Origin of the sequence: Mycobacterium europaeum, assembly GCF_002102155.1 — a bacterium.
Lineage (GTDB): Bacteria > Actinomycetota > Actinomycetes > Mycobacteriales > Mycobacteriaceae > Mycobacterium > Mycobacterium europaeum.
Map to the genome: position 1 here is coordinate 99,519 of NZ_LQOU01000032.1, position 20,643 is coordinate 120,161.

Genomic DNA, 20,643 nt, shown 5'->3' on the forward strand with positions numbered 1-20,643 from the left:
GCCGCGCAGATGGCGCTCGCCCCCGCCCTGGAGCCGGTCTCCTCGAAAGACCCTGCGCTGCAGATCGTTTCCGATGCCGCCGGACGGATGCGGGTGTCCGTCGAATGGGTCCGGCGCAGCTCCCGGCGCGCGGTCGCCGTCGAGGAGGCCGTCGCCCAGCAGGACGGCGTGCGGGTGGTGCACGCCTACCCGCGCACCGGATCGGTCGTCGTCTGGTATTCGCCGCGGCGCTGCGACCGCGCCGCGGTGCTGGCGGCGATCGGCTCCGCCGCCCACGTCGCCGCCGAGCTGATCCCCGCACGCGCGCCGCATTCGTCGGAGATCCGCAACACCGACGTGTTGCGGATGGTCGTCGGCGGCGCGGCGCTCGCGCTGCTCGGCGTGCGCCGCTACGTCTTCGCCCGACCTCCCCTGCTCGGCCCCAACGGGCGGGCACTGGCCACCGGGGTCACGGTCTTCACCGGCTACCCGTTCCTGAGCGGCGCGCTGCGCTCGCTGCGCGCCGGCCGGGCCGGCACGGACGCCCTGGTTTCGGCGGCGACGGTGGCCAGCCTGGTGCTGCGCGAGAACGTGGTGGCGCTCACCGTGCTGTGGCTGCTCAACATCGGCGAGTACCTGCAAGACCTCACCCTGCGCCGGACCCGGCGGGCCATCTCGGAACTGCTGCGCGGCAGCCAGGACACGGCCTGGATCCGGCTGGCCGACGGAGCCGAGGTGCAGGTCCCCATCGACGGCGTGCAGATCGGCGACGAGGTGGTCATCCACGACCACGTCGCGATACCGGTGGACGGCGAGGTGGTCGACGGCGAGGCGATCGTCAACCAGTCCGCGATCACCGGTGAGAACCTGCCGGTGTCGGTCATGGTCGGCGCGCACGTGCACGCCGGGTCGGTCGTGGTGCGCGGACGCCTGGTGGTGCGCGCCCAGGCCGTCGGCAACCAGACCGCGATCGGGCGCATCATCACCCGGGTCGAGGAGGCCCAACACGACCGCGCGCCCATCCAGACGGTCGGCGAAACCTTCTCCCGCCGTTTCGTTCCCACCTCGTTCATCGTGTCCGCTCTCACCCTGGCGGTCACCGGCGACGTACGCCGCGCGATGACCATGCTGTTGATCGCCTGCCCCTGCGCGGTGGGCCTGTCCACCCCGACGGCGATCAGCGCCGCGATCGGCAACGGCGCGCGCCGCGGCATCCTGATCAAGGGCGGCTCGCACCTCGAGCGGGCCGGCCGGGTGGACGCGATCGTGTTCGACAAGACCGGGACACTGACCGTCGGCCGCCCGGTGGTCACCAACATCGTTGCCCTGCACAAGGATTGGGAACCCGAGCAGGTGCTGGCGTACGCGGCCAGCTCGGAGATCCACTCGCGGCACCCGCTCGCCGAGGCGGTGATCCGCTCGACCGAGGAACGCCAGATCACCATCCCGCCGCACGAGGAGTGCGAGGTGCTGGTGGGCCTGGGCATGCGGACCTGGGCCGACGGCCGCACCCTGCTGCTCGGCAGTCCCGGGCTGCTGCGCGCCGAACAGGTCAGGGTGTCCAAGAAGGCGTCGGAGTGGGTGGACCGGCTGCGCCGCCAGGCCGAGACGCCGCTGTTGCTCGCGGTCGACGGCAAGCTGGTCGGGTTGATCAGCCTGCGCGACGAGGTGCGGTCCGAGGCGGTCGAGGTGCTGAAGAAGCTGCGGGACAACGGCGTTCGCCGCATCGTCATGCTCACCGGCGATCACCCCGACATCGCCCGGGTCGTGGCCGAGGAGTTGGGCATCGACGAGTGGCGCGCCGAGGTGATGCCGGAGGACAAGCTCGAGGTGGTGCGCGGGCTGCAGGACGACGGCTACGTGGTCGGCATGGTCGGTGACGGCATCAACGACGCACCGGCGCTGGCGGCGGCCGACATCGGGATCGCCATGGGCCTGGCCGGAACCGACGTCGCCGTCGAGACCGCCGACGTGGCGCTGGCCAACGACGACCTGCACCGCCTGCTCGACGTGCGCGATCTCGGCGCCCGCGCCGTCGACGTCATCCGGGAGAACTACGGCATGTCCATCGCGGTCAACGCGGCGGGCCTGATCATCGGCGCCGGCGGGGCCCTGTCCCCCGTGCTGGCCGCGATCCTGCACAACGCGTCGTCGGTCGCGGTGGTGGCCAACAGCTCACGGCTGATCAGGTATCGCCTTTAACCGCCGCGAAACTGCAACTGGCGACGGCATTACTCGGCGAACGCGTCGCGGAATGCAGTTTCGCGGCGAAAACCATTGGTAACACCACCGTGTCAAGCCTGGCTGTTCAGCACCCGCTTGAGCACCTTGCCGCCCGCGTTGCGCGGCAGCGCGTCGACGAACAGCACATCGCGCGGGATTTTGAAGCGCGCCAACCGCTCTCGGACGTAATCCTGGACGTCGCGCTCGGTCAGCGCCGCGCCCGGCCGGACCACGACATAGGCGCGCAACCGCTGGCCGAACTCCTCGTCGTCGACGCCGACGACCGCGACGTCGACGATGTCGGGATGATGCGCAAGCGCGTCCTCGACCTCGCCGGGGTACACGTTCTCCCCGCCGGAGACGATCATCTCGTCGTCACGGCCGTCGATGAAAAGCCTGCCAGCGGAATCGAAATGGCCGACGTCGCCGGTCGACATCAGCCCCCGGATCGATTCCTTGGTGCCGCCGCCGGTGTATCCCTCGAAGGCCAGCACATTGCCGACGAAGATCCGCCCCGGCGTCCCCGGCGCCAGCTCGCCGCCGTCGTCGCCGAGGATCTTGACGACCGATCCGGGCACCACCGCGCCCACGCATCCGGGCGCGACGGCCAGGTCGGCGGGCGTGGCGATGGTGGCGTAGGCGACCTCGGTGGACCCGTACATGTTGTAGACCACGGGGCCCAGCGCCTCGAGCGCCCGGGTGGCCAGCGCGGCACCGAGCTGGGAACCGCCGACGAACACGATGCGCAGCGAGGACAGGTCGTGCCCGGAAAGGGCCGCCGGCCCCAGATCGAGGATGCGCCGCAACATGATCGGGACGACGATCATGGCGCTGGCCCGGTGCGCGGCCACGCTCGCCAGCGCCTGCCGGGGGTCGAAGTGGCGGCGGACCACCAGGGTCGAGCCCAGCACCATCGCGTACATCGCGTGGCTGAAGCCCATCGAATGAAACAGCGGCACACAGCATTCGGTGACTTCCCGGCCGCGGAACGGCACCTTGCCGAGCAGGCCGCCGACCGGTATCAGCGAACTGGGTTCCGAACGCGCGGCGCCCTTCGGGGTGCCGGTCGTCCCGCTGGTCGAGATGACGATCCTGGGCCGCCCACCCGACGGCGGCGGGCCGGGATCGCCGCGCTCGATCAGCGCGTCGAGGCTGTCGGGGTCGGGCGTCTGGGTCCAGGCCCGGATCCGGCCCAGCCTCGGGTGCACGTCGGCGACGACGGCGTCGTACTCCTCGTCGTAGACGAGCAGGTCGGCGCGTTCCCGGGACAGCATCCCGGCGAGCTGGGCGGCGCCGAAGCCGGTGTTGAGCATCAGGACGCCGGCGCCGCACTTGGCGGCGGCGTACACCGCCTCCAGGAAGCCACGGTGGTTGCCCACCAGGATGGCCACGGCGTGGCCCGGGCCCAGGCCGCGCCGCCGCCACTCGTTGGCCAGGGCGTTTGTCCGCGCGTCCAGCTCACCGAACGTCAGGGGTCCGCGCTCGTCGATCAGCGCCACGCCATCGGGGTCTCGTCCGGCGGCGATCGCCGTCGCCGCCCCAAGCAGGCCGTAGCGCCGCACGGCGCGCAGGACCGAGAAGACTTGTCCGGGTGCGACCAACCGCAGGCCCCCGGAGCGGGCATAGAGCAGGAGCGACCGGGCCTCCAAGCCCGCACGCCCGACAAGTCGCAGGGTCTGCACACGTCGATGCTGCCGCCCGCCGCGGTCCCGGATAAGGGCGCAACGCCACTACCGGGTGGGGCCTTTGGTCACCATCGTTATTCTGGCTAACGACTCGCCGGAAAGGGGCAATGCCGATGACGCGCACTGACAACGACACCTGGGACCTGGCCACCAGCGTGGGGGCCACCGCCACCATGGTGGCGGCCGGACGGGCCCGGGCCACCCGGGACGGGCTGATCGACGACCCGTTCGCCGAGCCACTGGTGCGCGCCGTCGGCGTCGACTTCATGACGCGATGGGCCGCCGGTGAGTTGAGCTCCGCCGACGTCGACGAGCCCGGCGCCCCGTGGGGCATGCAGCGCATGACCGACATGCTGGCCGCGCGCACGCGCTACATCGACGCGTTCTTCGCCGAGGCCGGCGCCGCCGGCATCCGCCAGGTGGTCATCCTGGCCTCGGGTCTGGACGCGCGGGCCTACCGGCTGCCGTGGGCGTCGGGCACCACGGTGTTCGAGATCGACCAGCCGCAGGTCATCGAATTCAAGACCGCCACCATCGCCGAGTTCGGCGCCGAGCCCACCGCCACGGTCCGGGCCGTCCCGATCGACCTGCGGCACGACTGGCCCTCGGCGCTGCGCCAGACCGGCTTCGACGCGGGGCGGCCCGCCGCCTGGGCCGCCGAGGGTCTGCTCGGCTTCCTGCCGCCCGAGGCGCAGGACCGGCTGCTCGACGACATCACCGCGCTCAGCGCCGACGGCAGCCGCCTGGTCGCCGAGGTCTTCATCAACTCCGGCACCAACGGTGACGCCCTGAACGCCGCCAGCCAGAAGTGGCGGGACAACGGCCTGGACATCGCGCTGGGCGACCTGGGCTTCCCGGGCGAGCGCACCGACGCCGCGACACACCTGGAGCGGCACGGCTGGCGCACCGTCCGCACACCCCTGAATCAGCTGTTGGCCGACAACGGGTTACCTTTGCAGCGCACCGACCCCGGCGCCCCGTTCGCCCAGAACTACTACTGCACTGGGGTCTTGACCAAGGCCGAATGACAGGAAGGCCACCCATGGCAGACAGCACCCCCGCCAAGCCCCTTGACGGATTCCGGGTACTCGACTTCACCCAGAACATCGCCGGGCCGCTGGCCGGGCAGGTGCTGGCCGACCTGGGCGCCGAGGTCATCAAGGTCGAGGCACCCCACGGCGAGGCCGCCCGGCAGATCACCGCGGTCCTGCCCGGTCGCCCGCCGCTGCCCACCCTGTTCCTGCCGCACAACCGCGGCAAGAAATCGGTGGCGGTGGACCTCACCGACGAGGAGGCCAAGCAGCAGATCCTGCGGCTGGTCGACACCGCCGACGTGGTGCTGGAGGGCTTTCGCCCCGGCGTGATGGAACGCATGGGCCTGGGCCCCGACGACCTGCGCGCCCGCAACCCCCGGCTCATCTACGCGCGGCTGTCGGCCTACGGCGGCAACGGCCCGCACGGCAGCAGGCCGGGCGTGGACCTGATGGTCGCGGCCGAGTCGGGCATGACCACCGGGATGCCGACGCCGAGCGGCAAACCGCAGATCATCCCGTTCCAGCTCGTCGACGCCGCCAGCGGGCACGTGCTGGCCCAGGCGGTGCTGGCCGCGCTGCTCAACCGGGAGCGCCACGGGGTGGCCGACGTGGTGCGCGTCGCCATGTACGACGTCGCGGTCAACCTGCAGGCCGGCCAGCTCACGATCCACCTGAACAAGCCGGCCCAGGCGCCCGGACCGAAGCCGGACTCGGAGCCGAAAGCCAAGGAGCGCAAGGGTGTTGGCTTCGCGACCCAGCCGTCGGACGCGTTCAAGGCCGCCGACGGCTACCTGGTGATCAGCGCGTACGTGCCCAAGCACTGGGCCAAGCTGTGCCAGATCATCGGCCGCCCCGACCTGCTGACCGACGAGCGGTTCATCGACCAGCGTTCGCGCGCAATGAATTACCCCGAGCTGACCGCGGAACTCGAGGCGGCGCTGGCCGCCAGGACCGCGGCCGAATGGGTCGAGCTGCTGCAGGAAGGCGGCCTGATGGCCTGCCTGGCCTACACCTGGAAACAGGTGGTGGACACCCCGCTGTTCGCGGAGAACGAGCTAGCCCTGCGGGTGGGCAGCGGCGACGACGGCGTCACGGTGGTGCGCATGCCCGCGCGCTACTCGAGTTTCGACGCCGCGGCCATGGACGCCCCGCCCGCCATCGGGGAGCACAACGAGGAGTTCCTCACCGCCCCGCAGACCACCTCGTCACCTGTCACTGGCTAGGCAGCCGCACCACCTGGACGAAGAACTCGTCGATCTGTCGGACCGCCTTCATGAACTGGTCCAGGTCGACCGGCTTGGTCACGTAGGCGTTAGCGTGCAGCTTGTAGCTGCGCAGGATGTCCTCCTCCGCCGAGGAGGTGGTGAGCACCACGACCGGGATGCGGGCCAGGTCCGGGTCGGACTTGATCTTCTCCAGCAGCTGGCGGCCGTCGTATTTCGGCAGGTTCAGGTCCAGCAGGATGAGGTCGGGCCGCGGCGCATCCTCGAACCTGCCGCGCTGGTAGAGGTAGTCGAGGCCCTCCTCCCCGTCGTGCGCGACGTGCAGCCGGTTCTGGAGTTTGTTGTGCTCGAACGCTTCTCGCGTGATGAGCTCGTCTCCCGGGTCGTCTTCGACGAGCAGGATGTCGATCGCCCTGCCTTCTGATGTCATTGATGCGCTCCTTCCAAAGCGTCTGAGTCTTCTTCGCCGACGGGCTCGGGCTCGGGCATGGGCAGGGTGAACTCGAATCGCGTTCCCTCGGTGCGGGACGTGTCGATGCGAATGGTGCCGCCATGGTGCTCGACGATCTTCTTGACCAGGGCCAGCCCGACGCCGGTCCCGGCGTACACGTCGCGGCCGTGCAGGCGCTGGAAGATGACGAAGACCTTGTCGGCGAACTCCGCCGGGATGCCGATGCCGTTGTCCGACACGGTGATCACCCATTCGCCGTCGTGATCGCCGGTGCCCGGCGCGCACTCGATCACGACGCGGGGCCGGCGATCCTTGTGCCGGAACTTCACCGCGTTGCCGATGAGGTTCTGCCAGAGCATGGTCAGCAGCGTCGGGTCGCCCTTGATCCGCGGAAGCGCGTCCGGGCGCACGATGTCGGCGTGCGACTCCTCGATCGCGACGGCCAGGTTGGCCAGGCCGGAATCCAGCGCAGAATCGAGGTCCACGTCGGTTTCGGTGGTGCCGAGCCGGCCGACGCGGGAGAAGGTGAGCAGGTCGTTGATCAGCGCCTGCATCCGCTTGGCCCCGTCAACCGCGAAGCCGATGTATTCGATGCCGCGCTCGTCGAGCTTGTCACCGTAGCGGCGCTCCAGCAGCTGACAGAACGAGGCGACCTTGCGCAGCGGCTCCTGCAGGTCGTGGGAGGCGACGTAGGCGAACTGCTCGAGTTCGGTGTTGGACCGGCGCAATTCGGCGGCCTGCTCGTCCAGCTGCGTCTGCGCCGAGCGCGATATCTCGAGTTCCTCGACCATCCGTTTGCGCATGTTCTCCACGTCGATCGCCATGTCGCGAACGTCCTTGGGCCGCCTCGGCGGTGTGATGCTCTCCTCGAAGTTGCCCTGAGTGATCCGCCGGCACGCCGCGGCCAGCGCCGCGAGCGGGCGGGCGACCGTGTCCCGGATCAGGAACCCCAGCAGCCCGGCCGTGGCGAAGAACAGCAACACCATCGCGCCGAACACCCGGTCACGCCAGGCGTCCGTGCGCTTGAGTTCGGCCGCGCCGGTCGCCGCCGCTGCCGACAGGTTCGCGTTCTGCCTCTCGAAAAGTGTTCGGAGATGGTCGAATTCGGCTTTTCCGCGCTCAGCCGACGGCTTGCTCGCGACGTTCTTGCCGGTGGGCATCACCGTGGCGATGACCGGCTCGGCGTAGTTCGCCCGCCAGTTCGCCGCGGCATCCTCGATGGCGGCGAGGTCGGTGCTGAGGTCCGGGCGCTGGCTCAGCCGCCGCCGGATCTCTTGCGCCGCGGCCTGTTCGGCGTGTTGCCCGTCGTAGTACGGCATGAGGAATTGCCGGTCCCCGACCAACAGGTAGCCGCGGATCCCCGTTTCCTGGTCACGCAACGCGGACTGCAGCTGGAAGGCCGCCACGCGTGCCGGCTGGATGCTGTCGACGAGCTGGTGGGTCATCTCGTCCGTGCGGTTCAGCAGCAGCGCGCCGACCACCGCGCCGGCCAGCACCATCACGCCCATGCTGACCAGGACCAGGGCCTGCCATCCGCGCACGGTGAGCTCCGAGAGCCGCAAGCGGCGCACGCTGGGGGTCACTCGGCGGTCCTCTCGACCCGCAGCACGGCGATGTCGTCGGTCAGTCCGCCCCGGGGGCGAGCGAGTCGCTGCGCGCCGTCGATGAGCGCGTCGACGAACTCCGGACCCGGCCGATTCGCGTGCGACCGGGCCAGCTCGAGCAGGCCCTCCTCGCCCAGGCGCCGGGTGCCCTCACCCGAATACCCCTCGAACAGCCCGTCGGTGAGCAGCAGCAGGCCGTGCCCCGGCGGCAGGTCCAACTCGTGCCGCGGCCAGTCGTCGTCGGCGCGCAGACCCAGTGCGGGGCCACCGGGCGGCTCCAACCACTCGACGGTGCCGTCGCGCTGCAACAGCATCCCGGGATGGCCGGCCCGGATCGCGGTGATGCAGGAGCCGCCGGGCGGAATCTCGAGGCTCAGCACAGTCGCGAAAACCCCTGTGCCCGTTCGTTCCGAGTGCAGCACCCGCTCGAGTTGCCGCATCAGCTCCACGCCCCGCACGCCGGCGAAGGTGAGCGCGCGGAAGGCGATCCGCAGCGCAGCGCCCAGGGCGGCCTCGTGCGGCCCGTGCCCGGCGACGTCGCCGATCAGGACGTGGATCACCCGGTCGGGCGTCTGCACCACGTCGTAGAAGTCCCCGCACAGCAGCGCGTCCTCGCGGCTCGGCCGGTATCGGGCGACGATGTCGACGCCCGGGTCGTCCAGCAGCAGCGGGGACGGCAGCAGCCCGCGCTCCAGCAGCGCGTTCTCGCGGGCCCGCAGCCGGGTCGCGTGCAGGTCGGCGGCGATCAGCTCGGCGCGCTTGCGCTCGATCGCGTACAGCAGCGCGCGCCGCAGCATCTCCGGCTCGACGCGGCCCTTGACCAGATAGTCCTGGGCGCCGGCAGCGACCGCGGAAGCCCCGAAGTACTCGTCGTTCAGCCCGGTCAGCACGACGATCGGAACGGTGGCGTCGCGCTCGGCGATGCGGTTCAGCGCGTCGATGCCGCTGGCGTCGGGCAGGTGCAGGTCCAGCAGCACGCAGTCGGGCCGGGCCGAGGCCAGTTCGCGCTCGGCGTGGGCCATCGACTGCGCCCAGACCACCCGGATATCGGCGACCGCGTCGGCGATCAGCTCCTCCACCAGCACCGCATCGGCGCGGTCGTCCTCCACCAACAGCAAAGACAAGGACTGCCAATTCGCCGCCGGGATCACGGGAGCGCGCGCTGGCATCAATTCCGGGTCATCCCCGGATGCGCGGAGGTAGCCACGCTGTTCACTCCAGCCCCCCTCCGCCGGTAAGACCCATTCGCACGACTCTACGTCCGGCCCGACACCGCAGAGTGGTTAACCGTCGGAGATCCTATCGGTCAGCGCAGCAGTGCCCGTGACATCACCACGCGCTGGATCTGGTTGGTGCCCTCGTAGATCTGGGTGATCTTGGCGTCGCGCATCATCCGCTCCACCGGGAAGTCCTGCGTGTAGCCGTAGCCGCCGAAGAGTTGCACCGCGTCGGTGGTCACCTCCATCGCGACGTCGGACGCCCAGCACTTGGACGCCGCGGAGATGAAGCCCAGGTTGGCTTCGCCACGTTCGGCGCGGGCGGCGGCGTGGTAGACCATCAGCCGCGCCGCTTCCACCTTCATCGCCATGTCGGCGAGCATGAACTGCACGCCCTGGTTGTCGCTGACCGGACGGCCGAACTGCTTGCGCTCCTTGGTGTACGCGATCGCCGCGTCCAGCGCCCCCTGGGCGATGCCGACCGCCTGGGCGCCGATGGTGGGCCGGGTGTGGTCCAGCGTCGCCAGCGCGGTCTTGAAGCCGGTGCCCGGCTCGCCGATGATCCGATCCCCCGGGATGCGGCAGTTCTCGAAGTACAGCTCGGTGGTCGGGGAGCCCTTGATGCCCAGCTTGCGTTCCTTGGGGCCGACGGTGAAACCCTCGTCGTCGGCGTGCACCATGAACGACGAGATGCCGTTGGCTCCCTTGTCGGGGTCGGTGACCGCCATGACCGTGTACCAGCTCGACTTGCCGCCGTTGGTGATCCAGCACTTGGCGCCGTTGAGGATCCAGTCGTCGCCGTCGGCCTTGGCGCGGGTGCGCATCGAGGCGGCGTCGCTGCCGGCCTCCCGCTCGGACAGGGCGTAGGACGCCATCGCGGTGCCGTCGGCGATCTGCGGCAGCACCTGCTTCTTGAGCTCGTCGGACCCGCGCAGGATCAGCCCCATGGTGCCCAGCTTGTTCACCGCCGGGATCAGCGACGCCGACGCGTCGACGCGGGCGACCTCCTCGATCACGATGCACGCCGCGACGGAATCGGCGCCCTGTCCGCCGTACTCCTCGGGCACATGCACCGCGTTGAAACCCGACGCGTTCAACGCCTCGAGCGCCTCGTCCGGGAACCGCGAGTTCTCGTCGACGTCGGCGGCGTGCGGGGCGATCTCCTTCTCCGCCAACGCGCGGATCGCCGCCCGCAACTCCTGGTGTTCCTCGGGCAACTGAAACAAATCGAACGTGGGGTCTCCGGCCCAACCAGCCATCACGAGCCTCCTCTAGCGCTTGGGCGAACTGCCCGGCTCCTCTTCCGGCCGCTGCGCGGCCGCATCGTCGCCAGGCTACTAGCCGGTAACTTTACCTTGACGCTGTTGCAGCGCCTCATCCTTGGCCCGCACGCTCTCGGCCAGCTGGTCGGAGAACTCGACGATGCGGGCGCGCAGCGCCGGGTCCGACGAGCCGAGCATGCGCACGGCGAGCAGGCCCGCGTTGCGGGCGCCCCCGATCGACACCGTGGCCACCGGAACGCCCGCCGGCATCTGCACGATGGACAGCAACGAGTCCAGGCCGTCCAGCCGCGCCAGCGGCACCGGCACCCCGATCACCGGCAGCGGCGTCGCGGACGCCACCATCCCGGGCAGGTGGGCGGCCCCGCCGGCCCCGGCGATGATGACCTCGATGCCGCGGTCGGCCGCCCCGCGCGCGTAGTCGAACATCACCTGAGGCGTGCGATGCGCCGACACCACCCGGACCTCGGCCGGTATGTCGAACTCGGCCAGCGCGGCCGCGGCGTCGGCCATCACCGACCAGTCGCTGTCGCTGCCCATGATCACGCCGACCCTGGGGTTGCTAGTCATGGCCATTGATGCCGCTTCTCCCGCCTTTTCCTATCGCACTGCTCTGTTTATCGTCGCCGGCATGCGGATCCCATCCGTCCGTCCACTGCGCGTGTGACAACCAGTGTGCCGCCAGCTCGGCGCGTTCCCGCAGCGCGGCCACCTCCGCCATGTCGGTCCCGAGGAAGTTGACGTGGCCGACCTTGCGGCCGGGCCGTTCCTCCTTGCCGTACAGGTGCACCCGGGCGTCGGGCATGCGGGCGAACAGGTGGTGCAGCCGCTCGTCCACCGTCATGGCGGGCCGCTCCGGCGCGCCGAGCACGTTCGCCATCACCGTCACCGGCGCGACGGCATCGGTGTCGCCGAGCGGATAGTCCAGCACCGCGCGCACGTGCTGCTCGAACTGGCCGGTGCGCGCGCCGTCCATGGTCCAGTGCCCGGAGTTGTGCGGCCGCATCGCGAGCTCGTTGACCAGCAGGCCCCCGTCGGCGGTCTCGAACAGCTCGACGGCGAGCACCCCGACCACGCCCAGCTCGGCGGCCAGCCGCAACGCCAGCTGTTGGGCGGCGGCGGCCACGTCGTCGGGCAGCCCGGGCGCGGGGGCGATCACCTGAACGCAGATGCCGTCCCGTTGCACGGTCTCCACCACGGGCCAGGCCGCGCCCTGGCCGAACGGGGAGCGCGCGACCAGCGCCGACAGTTCGCGGCGCAGGTTCACCTGCTCCTCGGCCATCACCGGCACGCCGTCGGCCAGGAAGGCGGTCGCGATGTCGCGGGCATGCGAAGGGTCACGGGCCATCCGCACTCCCTTCCCGTCGTAACCGCCGCGCACCGCCTTCACGACAACGGGGCCGGCTATCCGCCGCGCGAAGGCGTCGAGGTCGTCGATGGTTCCGATCTCGGCATAGCGGGGCACCGGAACCCCGAGTGCCTCCAGCCGCCGGCGCATGACCAGCTTGTCCTGGGCGTGCACCAGCGCCTCCGGCGGCGGCGCGACGTTGACGCCCTCGGCGACCAGCTTCTCCAGCAGCTCGGTCGGCACGTGCTCGTGGTCGAACGTCAGCACGTGGGCCCCGGCCGCCACCCGGCGCAGGTCCTCCAGCTCGGTGTGCGAGCCGATCACCACGTCGGGGGTGACCTGCGCGGCAGGCTCGCCGGGGGCGGTGGCCAGCACCCGCAGGGTCTGCCCCAGCGCGATCGCGGCCTGGTGGGTCATCCGGGCCAGCTGACCGCCGCCGACCATGGCGACCAACGGCGGGACGGCGGGGACGGCTCCAGGCGGGGGTGTACTCGGCACGGCCATCATGGTGTCACGGCGCCGGCGGCGTGTTGACCGGCGGTGACGCCGAAACGTTATGTACGATTTTGCGTCGATTTTGTGTGCGTCCGTACACTGACGACTTGTGCCCTTCGCCGAAGCCGCAATCGAGCGCCTACCCGGGTTTATTCAGCCCTATTTGTTGCGCCACCACGAACTGATCAAATTCGCCATCGTCGGCGGAACGACGTTTGTGATCGACTCGGCGATTTTCTACACCCTCAAGCTGACAATTCTGGACTACAAGCCGGTCACCGCGAAGGTCATCGCCGGCATCGTCGCGGTCATCGCATCCTACGTGTTGAACCGCGAATGGAGCTTCCGCGATCGCGGCGGCCGTGAGCGTCACCACGAGGCGCTGCTGTTCTTCGCGTTCAGCGGGGTGGGCGTGCTGCTGTCCATGGCGCCGCTGTGGTTCTCCAGCTACATCCTGCAGCTGCGGGAGCCGATGGTGTCGCTGACCGTGGAGAACATCGCCGACTTCATCTCGGCCTACATCATCGGCAACCTGCTGCAGATGGCGTTCCGCTTCTGGGCGTTCCGGCGCTGGGTCTTCCCGGACGAGTTCGCCCGCAACCCCGACAAGGCGCTGGAGTCCGCGCTGACCGCCGGCGGCATCGCCGAGATGCTCGAGGACGAGATCGAGGGCGGGAACGTCACGCTGTTGCGGGCCTGGCGCAACCGCGCCGGCCGGCTGGCTCAGCCGGGCGACTCCTCCGAGCCGAGGGTGTCGAAAACTTCGTGATAGAGCAGCGCGTGCACCTCGCGCAGCCGCGGAATGTCGTAAAACTCCAACGGATCCTGTGACGCCGATTCGATAATCAGCGTCCCGGTCCGAAACATCCGCTCGGTAATGCGGTCACGGAATTCCACGCTGTTGATCCGCGCCAGCGGGATATCGATCCCGGTGCGGGTCAGCACTCCGTGCCGGAACATCACCCGCCGGTTCGTGACCACGAAATGTGTGGTCAGCCAGCTCAGGAACGGCCACAGCGTCAGCCAGCCGACGATCACCAGCCAGATGGCCCAGATGACGGCGTAGATGATGTTCTTGGCCGGCTGGCCCCAGTGCGTCGAGTTGAGGTATCCGGACCCGAACGACGCCAGCGCGGTCGCCAGCAGCAGGGCCACGACCGGCCAGATCAGCCGCTTCCAGTGCGGGTGGCGGTGGACGATCACCTGCTCGCCGGCGGCCAGGGCGTTATCCGGGTAGCTCATGCTCGCCGAAGCTACCGCAAATGCACCACGTCACCAGCGGAGACGACGACGGTTTCCGACCCGGTCTCGATGCACAGCCTGCCCTGGTCGTCGATGGCGCTCGCGGTCCCGACGACTTCCTTGCCGCCGGGCACCTGCGCGCGCACGCGGTTGCCGATGGTCAGGCTGCGCGCCCGGTAGTCGGCCGCCAGCGCCCAGTCCGCCCCGCGGGCGGCCCGCCACGCGACGATGCGCCGCCCGAGCTCGGCCAGCAGCGCGCACACCAGCCGGGTGCGGTCGGGCTCCCGCACGCCGAGGTCGCGCAGCGAGGTGGCCCCCTCGACGCCGCCGGGGGCCTCGAAGACGTTGAGCCCCACGCCGATCACCACGACCGGCTTCGCCACCTCGGCCAGGATGCCCGCGAGCTTGCCCGGCGACTCGGAGGGGCCGGCCAGGACGTCGTTGGGCCACTTGAGGCCCACCACCCGAACCCCGTCGAGCAGCGGGGCGACCGCATCGACCACCGCCACCCCGGTGGCCAGCGGCAGCCAGCCCCACCCGGCGGTCGGCACGTCGACGATGCTGACGCCGACCGACATCGTGATCTGGGTTCGCGGGGTGGCCGACCAGCCGCGGCCGTGCCGCCCGCGGCCGGCGGTCTGGTGCTCGGCGATCAGCACGGCCCCGGCCACGTCAGCCCCCGAGGCGGCCTGCGCGAGCAGGTCGGCGTTCGTGGAGCCGGTCTGTTCGACGACGTCGAGCCGGCGCCAGCCGAGCCCCGTCCCGATCAGTTCGGCGCGCAATGCGGTCGCGTCCAGCGGTGGCCTGAGCTCATCGGTGTCCATCACCGCCCAGCCTAAAACTGCGCCGCAGCGGCGGCCGATACCATCGGATCCCATGACAAGCGTTACGGACCACACCGCGGAGCCGGCCGCCGAGCACACCATCGACATCCACACCACCGCAGGCAAGCTGGCCGAGCTGCACAAGCGGCGGGAAGAGTCGCTGCACCCGGTGGGCGAAGAGGCCGTCGACAAGGTGCACGCCAAGGGCAAGCTGACCGCCCGCGAGCGCATCCTGGCCCTGCTGGACGAGGACTCGTTCGTCGAGCTCGACGCCCTGGCGCGGCACCGCAGCAAGAACTTCGGCATGGAGAACAACCGCCCGCTCGGCGACGGCGTGATCACCGGCTACGGCACCATTGACGGCCGCGAGGTGTGCATCTTCAGCCAGGACGCCACGGTGTTCGGCGGCAGCCTCGGCGAGGTGTACGGCGAGAAGATCGTCAAGGTGCAGGAGCTGGCGCTCAAGACCGGCCGCCCGCTGATCGGCATCAACGACGGCGCCGGCGCGCGGATCCAGGAGGGCGTCGTCTCCCTGGGCCTGTACAGCAAGATCTTCCGGAACAACATCCTGGCCTCGGGCGTGATCCCGCAGATCTCGCTGATCATGGGCGCCGCCGCCGGTGGGCACGTCTACTCCCCCGCGCTGACCGACTTCGTGGTGATGGTCGACCAGACCAGCCAGATGTTCATCACCGGGCCGGACGTCATCAAGACCGTCACCGGCGAGGACGTGACGATGGAGGAGCTCGGCGGCGCCCACACCCACATGGCCAAGTCGGGCACCCTGCACTACGTCGCCTCCGGCGAGCAGGACGCCTTCGACTGGGTGCGCGACCTGCTGAGCTACCTGCCGCCCAACAACGCCACCGACGCGCCCCGCTACGCCGAGCCCATCCCCGGAGGCGCCATCGAGGACAACCTCACCGAGGAGGACCTCGAGCTGGACACGCTGATCCCCGACTCGGCCAACCAGCCCTACGACATGCACGAGGTGATCACCCGCATCCTCGACGACGACGAGTTCCTGGAGATCCAGAACGGCTACGCCACCAACATCATCGTCGGATTCGGCCGCATCGAGGGCCGGCCGGTGGGCATCGTGGCCAACCAGCCCACGCAGTTCGCCGGCTGCCTGGACATCAACGCCTCGGAGAAGGCGGCGCGGTTCGTGCGGACCTGCGACTGCTTCAACATCCCGATCATCATGCTGGTGGACGTCCCGGGCTTCCTGCCGGGCACCGGCCAGGAGTACAACGGCATCATCCGCCGCGGCGCCAAGCTGCTGTTCGCCTACGGCGAGGCCACCGTCCCCAAGATCACCGTGATCACCCGCAAGGCCTACGGCGGCGCGTACTGCGTCATGGGCTCCAAGGACATGGGCTGTGACGTCAACATCGCCTGGCCGACCGCGCAGATCGCCGTGATGGGCGCCTCCGGCGCCGTCGGGTTCGTCTACCGCAAGCAGCTCGCGGAGGCGGCCAAGGAGGGCAAGGACGTCGACGCGCTGCGGCTGGAGCTGCAGCAGGAGTACGAGGACACGTTGGTCAACCCGTACGTCGCCGCCGAGCGCGGCTACGTCGACGCGGTGATCCCGCCGTCGCACACCCGCGGCTACATCGGCACGGCGCTGCGGCTGCTGGAACGCAAGATCTCGCACCTGCCCCCCAAGAAGCACGGGAACATCCCGCTGTGAGCGACGAGATGAACGACGAAAACGGTTCCGAGGCAACCGAAACCGCCCACGAGCCGCACATCCACATCCTCAAGGGCCACCCCACCGACGAGGAGGTGGCCGCGCTGGTCACCGCGCTGGGTCTGGTCGGCGGGGGCGTCCCCGAGCCCACCGAGCCCGAGGCCACCCGCTGGGGCCTGCCGGTGGACCGGCTGCGGTTCGCCATGTCCAACTACCAGCGGCTCACCATGCAGCAGATGACACACATGAAGCGTTGACCCGCCTGGTCCTCGGGTCGGCCTCGTCGGGCCGCCTGAAGGTGCTGCGCCAGGCCGGCGTCGATCCGCTGGTGGCGGTGTCCGGTGTGGACGAGGACGCGATTGTGGCCGAGCTGGGGCCCGGCGCCCCGCCGGCCGAGGTGGTGTGCGCGCTGGCGGCCGCCAAGGCCGAACGCGTGGCGGGCGAACTGGACGGCTCCGTCGCCGCGGATTGCCTTGTCCTGGGCTGCGATTCGATGCTGCACCTGGACGGCGAACTGTGCGGCAAGCCCGGCTCGGCCGACGCCGCGATGGCCCAGTGGCGCGGGATGGCCGGCCGGGCGGGCCGGCTGCACACCGGGCATTGCCTGCTGCGGCTGAGCGACGGCGTGATCACCGGCCGCGAAGCCGAATCCGCCTGTACCACAGTGCGTTTCGCCTCGCCGACGGACGCGGACCTGCGGGCCTACGTCGCCAGCGGCGAGCCCCTGCGGGTGGCCGGCGGGTTCACCCTCGACGGGCTGGGCGGCTGGTTCATCGACGGGGTCGACGGCGACCCGTCGAACGTGATCGGCGTGAGCCTGCCGCTGCTGCGGTCGATGCTGGGCCGCCTCGGCCTGTCGGTCGCCGCCCTGTGGGCGGGCTAGCGCCGGGCCGCTCCACGAGACATCAACCGCTGCGACCCGCGGCGTGTCGTCGCAACGGTTTATGTGCCGCGGGCAGGGCAACGGCGCTGGGTGACCGGTTACCCCTGGCGGTAGGCTCGGTCGCGTGGCATTACCCCCCGATCCGAGCCCGACACTGACCGATTACGCCCACCCCGAACGGCTGGTCACCGCCGACTGGCTCTCCGCCCACCTGGGCAGCCCCGGCCTGGTCATCGTCGAATCCGACGAGGACGTCCTGCTCTACGACGTCGGCCATATCCCGGGCGCCGTGAAGATCGACTGGCACACCGACCTCAACGATCCCCGGGTCCGCGACTACATCAACGGCGAGCAGTTCGCCGAGCTGATGGACCGCAAGGGCATCGCCCGCGACGACACCGTGGTCATCTACGGGGACAAGAGCAACTGGTGGGCCGCCTACGCGCTGTGGGTCTTCACGTTGTTCGGCCACCCCGATGTGCGCCTGCTCAACGGCGGCCGCGACCTTTGGCTCCGGGAAGGGCGGGAGGTGACGCTGGACGTGCCGACCAAGACCTCCACCGGCTACCCCGTCGTCGCGCGCAACGACGAACCCATCCGGGCCTTCAAGGACGACGTGCTGGCCGCCCTGGGCAGCCAGCCGCTGATCGACGTGCGCTCGCCCGACGAGTACACCGGCAAGCGCACCCACATGCCCGACTACCCCGAGGAAGGTGTGCTGCGCGGCGGCCACATCCCGACCGCCCGCTCCATCCCGTGGGCCAACGCGGTCGACGAGAGCGGGCGATTCCGCAGCCGCGAGGAACTCGAGGAGCTCTACGACTTCATCACCCCCGACGACAAGACCGTCGTGTACTGCCGCATCGGCGAGCGGTCCAGCCACACCTGGTTCGTGCTCACCTACCTGCTGGGCAAGCCCGGCGTGCGCAACTACGACGGGTCGTGGACGGAATGGGGCAACACCGTGCGCACCCCGATCGTCGGCGGCACCGAACCGGGGGACGTTCCCGCCCGATGACCCTGCCCGCCCCGCTGGCTGAGGTGGTGTCCGACTTCGCCGAGGTCGAGGGCCAGGACAAGCTGGCCCTGCTGCTGGAATTCGCCAACGAACTGCCCGCCCTGCCCGCCGAGCTGGAAGAGCGGGCCATGGAGCCGGTGCCGGAGTGCCAGACCCCGCTGTTCCTCCACGTCGACGCCAGCGACCCGGAGCGGGTGCGGTTGCACTTCAGCGCGCCGGCCGAGGCGCCGACCACCCGGGGGTTCGCCGCGATCCTGGCCGCCGGCCTCGACCAGCAGCCCGCGGCCGACATTCTGGCGGTGCCCGAGGACTTCTACACCGACCTGGGATTGGCCGCGCTGATCAGCCCATTACGGTTGCGCGGCATGTCGGCGATGCTCGCCCGCATCAAACGGCGGCTGCGCGAGTCGGGTCGAAATACCGGCACCGCCTCATCGGCCTGACGGCGCGGCGCTTAGACTTCCCAGGAGTTGTAAGAAACTCTCTTAAAGAAGCCCACGGCGGAAACACGTCCGCTTCAGATCTGCCAAACAGGAGGCGCAGTGGCTAGTCACGCCAGCTCGAGGATCTCCAAAGTGCTTGTCGCCAACCGCGGCGAGATCGCTGTCCGGGTGATCCGGGCGGCCCGCGACGCGGGCCTGCCCAGCGTGGCGGTGTACGCCGAGCCCGACGCCGACGCGCCGCACGTGCGCCTCGCCGACGAGGCCTTCGCCCTGGGGGGCCAGACCTCCGCGGAGTCCTACCTGGACTTCGGCAAGCTGCTCGACGCGGCGGCCAAGTCGGGCGCCAACGCCGTCCACCCCGGCTACGGCTTCCTCTCGGAGAACGCCGATTTCGCGCAGGCGGTCATCGACGCCGGGCTGATCTGGATCGGCCCCAGCCCCCAGTCGATCCGCGACCTCGGTGACAAGGTCACCGCCCGCCACATCGCCGCCCGCGCCCAGGCCCCCCTGGTGCCGGGCACCCCGGACCCCGTCAAGGACGCCGACGAGGTGGTCGCCTTCGCCAAGGAGTACGGCGTGCCGATCGCCATCAAGGCGGCCTTCGGCGGCGGCGGCCGCGGCATGAAGGTCGCGCGCACCATCGAAGAGATCCCGCACCTGTACGAGTCGGCGGTCCGCGAAGCCGTCGCCGCCTTCGGCCGCGGCGAGTGCTTCGTCGAGCGCTACCTGGACAAGCCCCGCCACGTCGAGGCGCAGGTGATCGCCGACCAGCACGGCAACGTGATCGTCGCCGGCACCCGGGACTGCTCGCTGCAGCGCCGCTTCCAGAAGCTGGTCGAGGAGGCGCCCGCGCCGTTCCTCACCGACGCGCAGCGCAAGGAGATCCACGAGTCGGCCAAGCGCATCTGCAAGGAAGCGCACTACTACGGCGCCGGGACCGTCGAATACCTGGTCGGCCAGGACGGCCTGATCTCGTTCCTGGAGGTCAACACCCGCCTGCAGGTCGAGCACCCGGTCACCGAGGAGACCGCGGGCATCGACTTGGTGTTGCAGCAGTTCAAGATCGCCAACGGCGAGAAGCTGGACCTGACCGAGGATCCGACGCCGCGCGGCCACGCCATCGAGTTCCGGATCAACGGCGAGGACGCCGGACGCGGCTTCCTGCCGGCCCCCGGTCCCGTCACCCGATACGACACCCCCAGCGGCCCGGGCGTACGGCTGGATTCCGGCGTCGAGGCCGGCTCGGTGATCGGCGGCCAGTTCGACTCGATGCTGGCCAAGCTCATCGTCTACGGCGCTGACCGAGATGAAGCACTGCGCCGCGCCCGCCGGGCTCTTGATGAATTCCACGTCGAAGGGCTGGCCACCGTCATCCCGTTCCACCGCGCCGTGGTGTCCGACCCGGCGTTCATCGGCGACGGTGAGGGCTTCTCGGTGCACACCCGCTGGATCGAGACCGAGTGGAACAACACCATCGAGCCCTTCACCGGGGGCGAGCCCCTCGACGAGGAGGACACCCGGCCCCGCCAGAAGGTGGTTGTGGAGGTCGGCGGCCGCCGGCTCGAGGTGTCGCTGCCCGGTGACCTGGCGCTGGGGAACGGTTCGGCCGCCGACCCGGCCGGTGTCATCCGCAAGAAGCCCAAGCCGCGCAAGCGCGGGGCGCACGGCGGCGCCGCCGCCTCCGGTGACGCGGTGACCGCGCCCATGCAGGGCACCGTGGTCAAGGTCGCGGTCGAGGAGGGGCAGCAAGTCGTGGTCGGCGAGCTGGTGGTGGTCCTGGAGGCGATGAAGATGGAGAACCCGGTCACCGCGCACAAGGACGGCGTGATCACCGGACTCGCGGTCGAGGCCGGCGTCGCCATCACCCAGGGCACGGTCCTCGCCGAGATCAAATAGCCCGCGGAAACCCTATTCGTGGGAAACAGTTGTCGGCCCGGTCCGGCGGGGGTAGCGTTCGGGTCAGGTTGAGTTCACAGCCGTGCGGATCAGATGAACGGGCGC

General features: G+C 70.1%; 19 protein-coding genes. 10 read left to right on the forward strand and 9 right to left on the reverse strand.

Features of this window, described 5'->3' with window-relative positions:
- The first annotated feature begins 9 nt into the window (after positions 1–9).
- The gene (gene ctpC / locus AWC03_RS15875; protein WP_085241676.1) at positions 10–2,181 is read left to right on the forward strand and encodes a manganese-exporting P-type ATPase CtpC; all 2,172 of its coding nucleotides are present in this window, start codon (positions 10–12) and stop codon (positions 2,179–2,181) included.
- Between the two features lie 92 nt (positions 2,182–2,273).
- On the opposite strand, the gene AWC03_RS15880 is transcribed toward ctpC, so the two are convergent.
- Positions 2,274–3,884, reverse strand: coding sequence for an AMP-binding protein (locus tag AWC03_RS15880; protein WP_142278406.1), 1,611 nt, complete (start codon positions 3,882–3,884; stop codon positions 2,274–2,276).
- Positions 3,885–4,000: 116 nt separating this feature from the next.
- Here AWC03_RS15880 and AWC03_RS15885 point away from each other — a divergent pair, with 116 nt between their 5' ends.
- On the forward strand, positions 4,001–4,915 hold the full coding sequence (locus AWC03_RS15885; protein ID WP_085241774.1) for a class I SAM-dependent methyltransferase: 915 nt from the start codon (positions 4,001–4,003) through the stop codon (positions 4,913–4,915).
- A 14-nt stretch (positions 4,916–4,929) separates the two neighbouring features.
- Positions 4,930–6,144 (forward strand): CoA transferase, encoded by a 1,215-nt coding sequence (locus AWC03_RS15890; protein ID WP_085241677.1) that lies wholly within the window; start codon positions 4,930–4,932, stop codon positions 6,142–6,144.
- Here the strand turns inward: AWC03_RS15890 and AWC03_RS15895 are convergent.
- The 6 genes from AWC03_RS15895 to AWC03_RS15920 all read right to left on the reverse strand — a co-directional run bounded on the left by AWC03_RS15895 (position 6,134) and on the right by AWC03_RS15920 (position 12,551).
- Positions 6,134–6,574, reverse strand: a complete 441-nt coding sequence (locus tag AWC03_RS15895) for a response regulator (protein WP_085241678.1) — start codon at positions 6,572–6,574, stop codon at positions 6,134–6,136. The two genes, AWC03_RS15890 and AWC03_RS15895, sit on opposite strands and share 11 nt — an antisense overlap.
- A complete protein-coding gene (locus AWC03_RS15900; RefSeq protein ID WP_249025896.1) occupies positions 6,571–8,103 on the reverse strand; it encodes a sensor histidine kinase in 1,533 nt (510 codons plus the stop codon). The genes AWC03_RS15895 and AWC03_RS15900 overlap by 4 nt, the downstream gene beginning before the upstream one ends.
- Positions 8,104–8,174: 71 nt before the next feature.
- Positions 8,175–9,368 (reverse strand): PP2C family protein-serine/threonine phosphatase, encoded by a 1,194-nt coding sequence (locus AWC03_RS15905; protein ID WP_085241680.1) that lies wholly within the window; start codon positions 9,366–9,368, stop codon positions 8,175–8,177.
- 137 nt (positions 9,369–9,505) lie between these two features.
- Complete coding sequence (locus tag AWC03_RS15910; RefSeq protein WP_085241681.1) at positions 9,506–10,675, reverse strand: acyl-CoA dehydrogenase; 1,170 nt, start codon at positions 10,673–10,675, stop codon at positions 9,506–9,508.
- A 78-nt stretch (positions 10,676–10,753) separates the two neighbouring features.
- Positions 10,754–11,272, reverse strand: a complete 519-nt coding sequence (purE, locus tag AWC03_RS15915) for a 5-(carboxyamino)imidazole ribonucleotide mutase (protein WP_085241682.1) — start codon at positions 11,270–11,272, stop codon at positions 10,754–10,756.
- Complete coding sequence (locus AWC03_RS15920) at positions 11,259–12,551, reverse strand: 5-(carboxyamino)imidazole ribonucleotide synthase (protein ID WP_085241683.1); 1,293 nt, start codon at positions 12,549–12,551, stop codon at positions 11,259–11,261. Before AWC03_RS15920 ends, purE begins: the two co-directional genes overlap by 14 nt.
- 97 nt (positions 12,552–12,648) lie before the next feature.
- Between AWC03_RS15920 and AWC03_RS15925 the strand changes: the two genes are divergently transcribed.
- The gene (locus AWC03_RS15925; RefSeq protein ID WP_085241684.1) at positions 12,649–13,308 is read left to right on the forward strand and encodes a GtrA family protein; all 660 of its coding nucleotides are present in this window, start codon (positions 12,649–12,651) and stop codon (positions 13,306–13,308) included.
- Here the strand turns inward: AWC03_RS15925 and AWC03_RS15930 are convergent.
- The gene (locus tag AWC03_RS15930) at positions 13,263–13,781 is read right to left on the reverse strand and encodes a PH domain-containing protein (protein ID WP_085241685.1); all 519 of its coding nucleotides are present in this window, start codon (positions 13,779–13,781) and stop codon (positions 13,263–13,265) included. The two genes, AWC03_RS15925 and AWC03_RS15930, sit on opposite strands and share 46 nt — an antisense overlap.
- A gap of 11 nt (positions 13,782–13,792) precedes the next feature.
- On the reverse strand, positions 13,793–14,608 hold the full coding sequence (locus AWC03_RS15935) for a biotin--[acetyl-CoA-carboxylase] ligase (protein WP_085241686.1): 816 nt from the start codon (positions 14,606–14,608) through the stop codon (positions 13,793–13,795).
- A gap of 49 nt (positions 14,609–14,657) precedes the next feature.
- Here AWC03_RS15935 and AWC03_RS15940 point away from each other — a divergent pair, with 49 nt between their 5' ends.
- The 6 genes from AWC03_RS15940 to AWC03_RS15965 all read left to right on the forward strand — a co-directional run bounded on the left by AWC03_RS15940 (position 14,658) and on the right by AWC03_RS15965 (position 20,538).
- A complete protein-coding gene (locus AWC03_RS15940; protein WP_085241687.1) occupies positions 14,658–16,298 on the forward strand; it encodes an acyl-CoA carboxylase subunit beta in 1,641 nt (546 codons plus the stop codon).
- A gap of 8 nt (positions 16,299–16,306) precedes the next feature.
- Positions 16,307–16,555 carry an acyl-CoA carboxylase subunit epsilon gene (locus AWC03_RS15945; RefSeq protein WP_085241775.1) on the forward strand — a complete coding sequence of 83 codons (249 nt, stop codon included), beginning with the start codon at positions 16,307–16,309 and terminating at the stop codon, positions 16,553–16,555.
- Positions 16,552–17,181 carry a Maf family protein gene (locus AWC03_RS15950; protein WP_085241688.1) on the forward strand — a complete coding sequence of 210 codons (630 nt, stop codon included), beginning with the start codon at positions 16,552–16,554 and terminating at the stop codon, positions 17,179–17,181. Before AWC03_RS15945 ends, AWC03_RS15950 begins: the two co-directional genes overlap by 4 nt.
- Positions 17,182–17,305: 124 nt before the next feature.
- Positions 17,306–18,199 carry a sulfurtransferase gene (locus tag AWC03_RS15955; protein WP_085241689.1) on the forward strand — a complete coding sequence of 298 codons (894 nt, stop codon included), beginning with the start codon at positions 17,306–17,308 and terminating at the stop codon, positions 18,197–18,199.
- Entirely contained in the window at positions 18,196–18,642 is a 447-nt protein-coding gene (locus AWC03_RS15960; protein WP_085241690.1) for a SufE family protein, read from the forward strand. Before AWC03_RS15955 ends, AWC03_RS15960 begins: the two co-directional genes overlap by 4 nt.
- Positions 18,643–18,741: 99 nt before the next feature.
- Entirely contained in the window at positions 18,742–20,538 is a 1,797-nt protein-coding gene (locus tag AWC03_RS15965; RefSeq protein ID WP_085241691.1) for an acetyl/propionyl/methylcrotonyl-CoA carboxylase subunit alpha, read from the forward strand.
- Positions 20,539–20,643: the final 105 nt, after the last annotated feature.

What these genes read in the sequence shown, in the direction of transcription:
- AWC03_RS15960 (WP_085241690.1), top strand. Translation starts at nt 18,196, where the DNA reads ATGACCCTGCCCGCCCCGCTGGCTGAGGTGGTGTCCGACTTCGCCGAG.
- AWC03_RS15885 (WP_085241774.1), top strand. Translation starts at nt 4,001, where the DNA reads ATGACGCGCACTGACAACGACACCTGGGACCTGGCCACCAGCGTGGGG.
- purE (WP_085241682.1), bottom strand. Translation starts at nt 11,272, where the DNA reads ATGGCCATGACTAGCAACCCCAGGGTCGGCGTGATCATGGGCAGCGAC.
- AWC03_RS15945 (WP_085241775.1), top strand. Translation starts at nt 16,307, where the DNA reads ATGAACGACGAAAACGGTTCCGAGGCAACCGAAACCGCCCACGAGCCG.
- AWC03_RS15900 (WP_249025896.1), bottom strand. Translation starts at nt 8,103, where the DNA reads ATGGGCGTGATGGTGCTGGCCGGCGCGGTGGTCGGCGCGCTGCTGCTG.
- AWC03_RS15905 (WP_085241680.1), bottom strand. Translation starts at nt 9,368, where the DNA reads ATGCCAGCGCGCGCTCCCGTGATCCCGGCGGCGAATTGGCAGTCCTTG.
- ctpC (WP_085241676.1), top strand. Translation starts at nt 10, where the DNA reads ATGGCGCTCGCCCCCGCCCTGGAGCCGGTCTCCTCGAAAGACCCTGCG.
- AWC03_RS15910 (WP_085241681.1), bottom strand. Translation starts at nt 10,675, where the DNA reads ATGGCTGGTTGGGCCGGAGACCCCACGTTCGATTTGTTTCAGTTGCCC.
- AWC03_RS15920 (WP_085241683.1), bottom strand. Translation starts at nt 12,551, where the DNA reads ATGATGGCCGTGCCGAGTACACCCCCGCCTGGAGCCGTCCCCGCCGTC.
- AWC03_RS15930 (WP_085241685.1), bottom strand. Translation starts at nt 13,781, where the DNA reads ATGAGCTACCCGGATAACGCCCTGGCCGCCGGCGAGCAGGTGATCGTC.
- AWC03_RS15895 (WP_085241678.1), bottom strand. Translation starts at nt 6,574, where the DNA reads ATGACATCAGAAGGCAGGGCGATCGACATCCTGCTCGTCGAAGACGAC.
- AWC03_RS15890 (WP_085241677.1), top strand. Translation starts at nt 4,930, where the DNA reads ATGGCAGACAGCACCCCCGCCAAGCCCCTTGACGGATTCCGGGTACTC.
- AWC03_RS15940 (WP_085241687.1), top strand. Translation starts at nt 14,658, where the DNA reads ATGACAAGCGTTACGGACCACACCGCGGAGCCGGCCGCCGAGCACACC.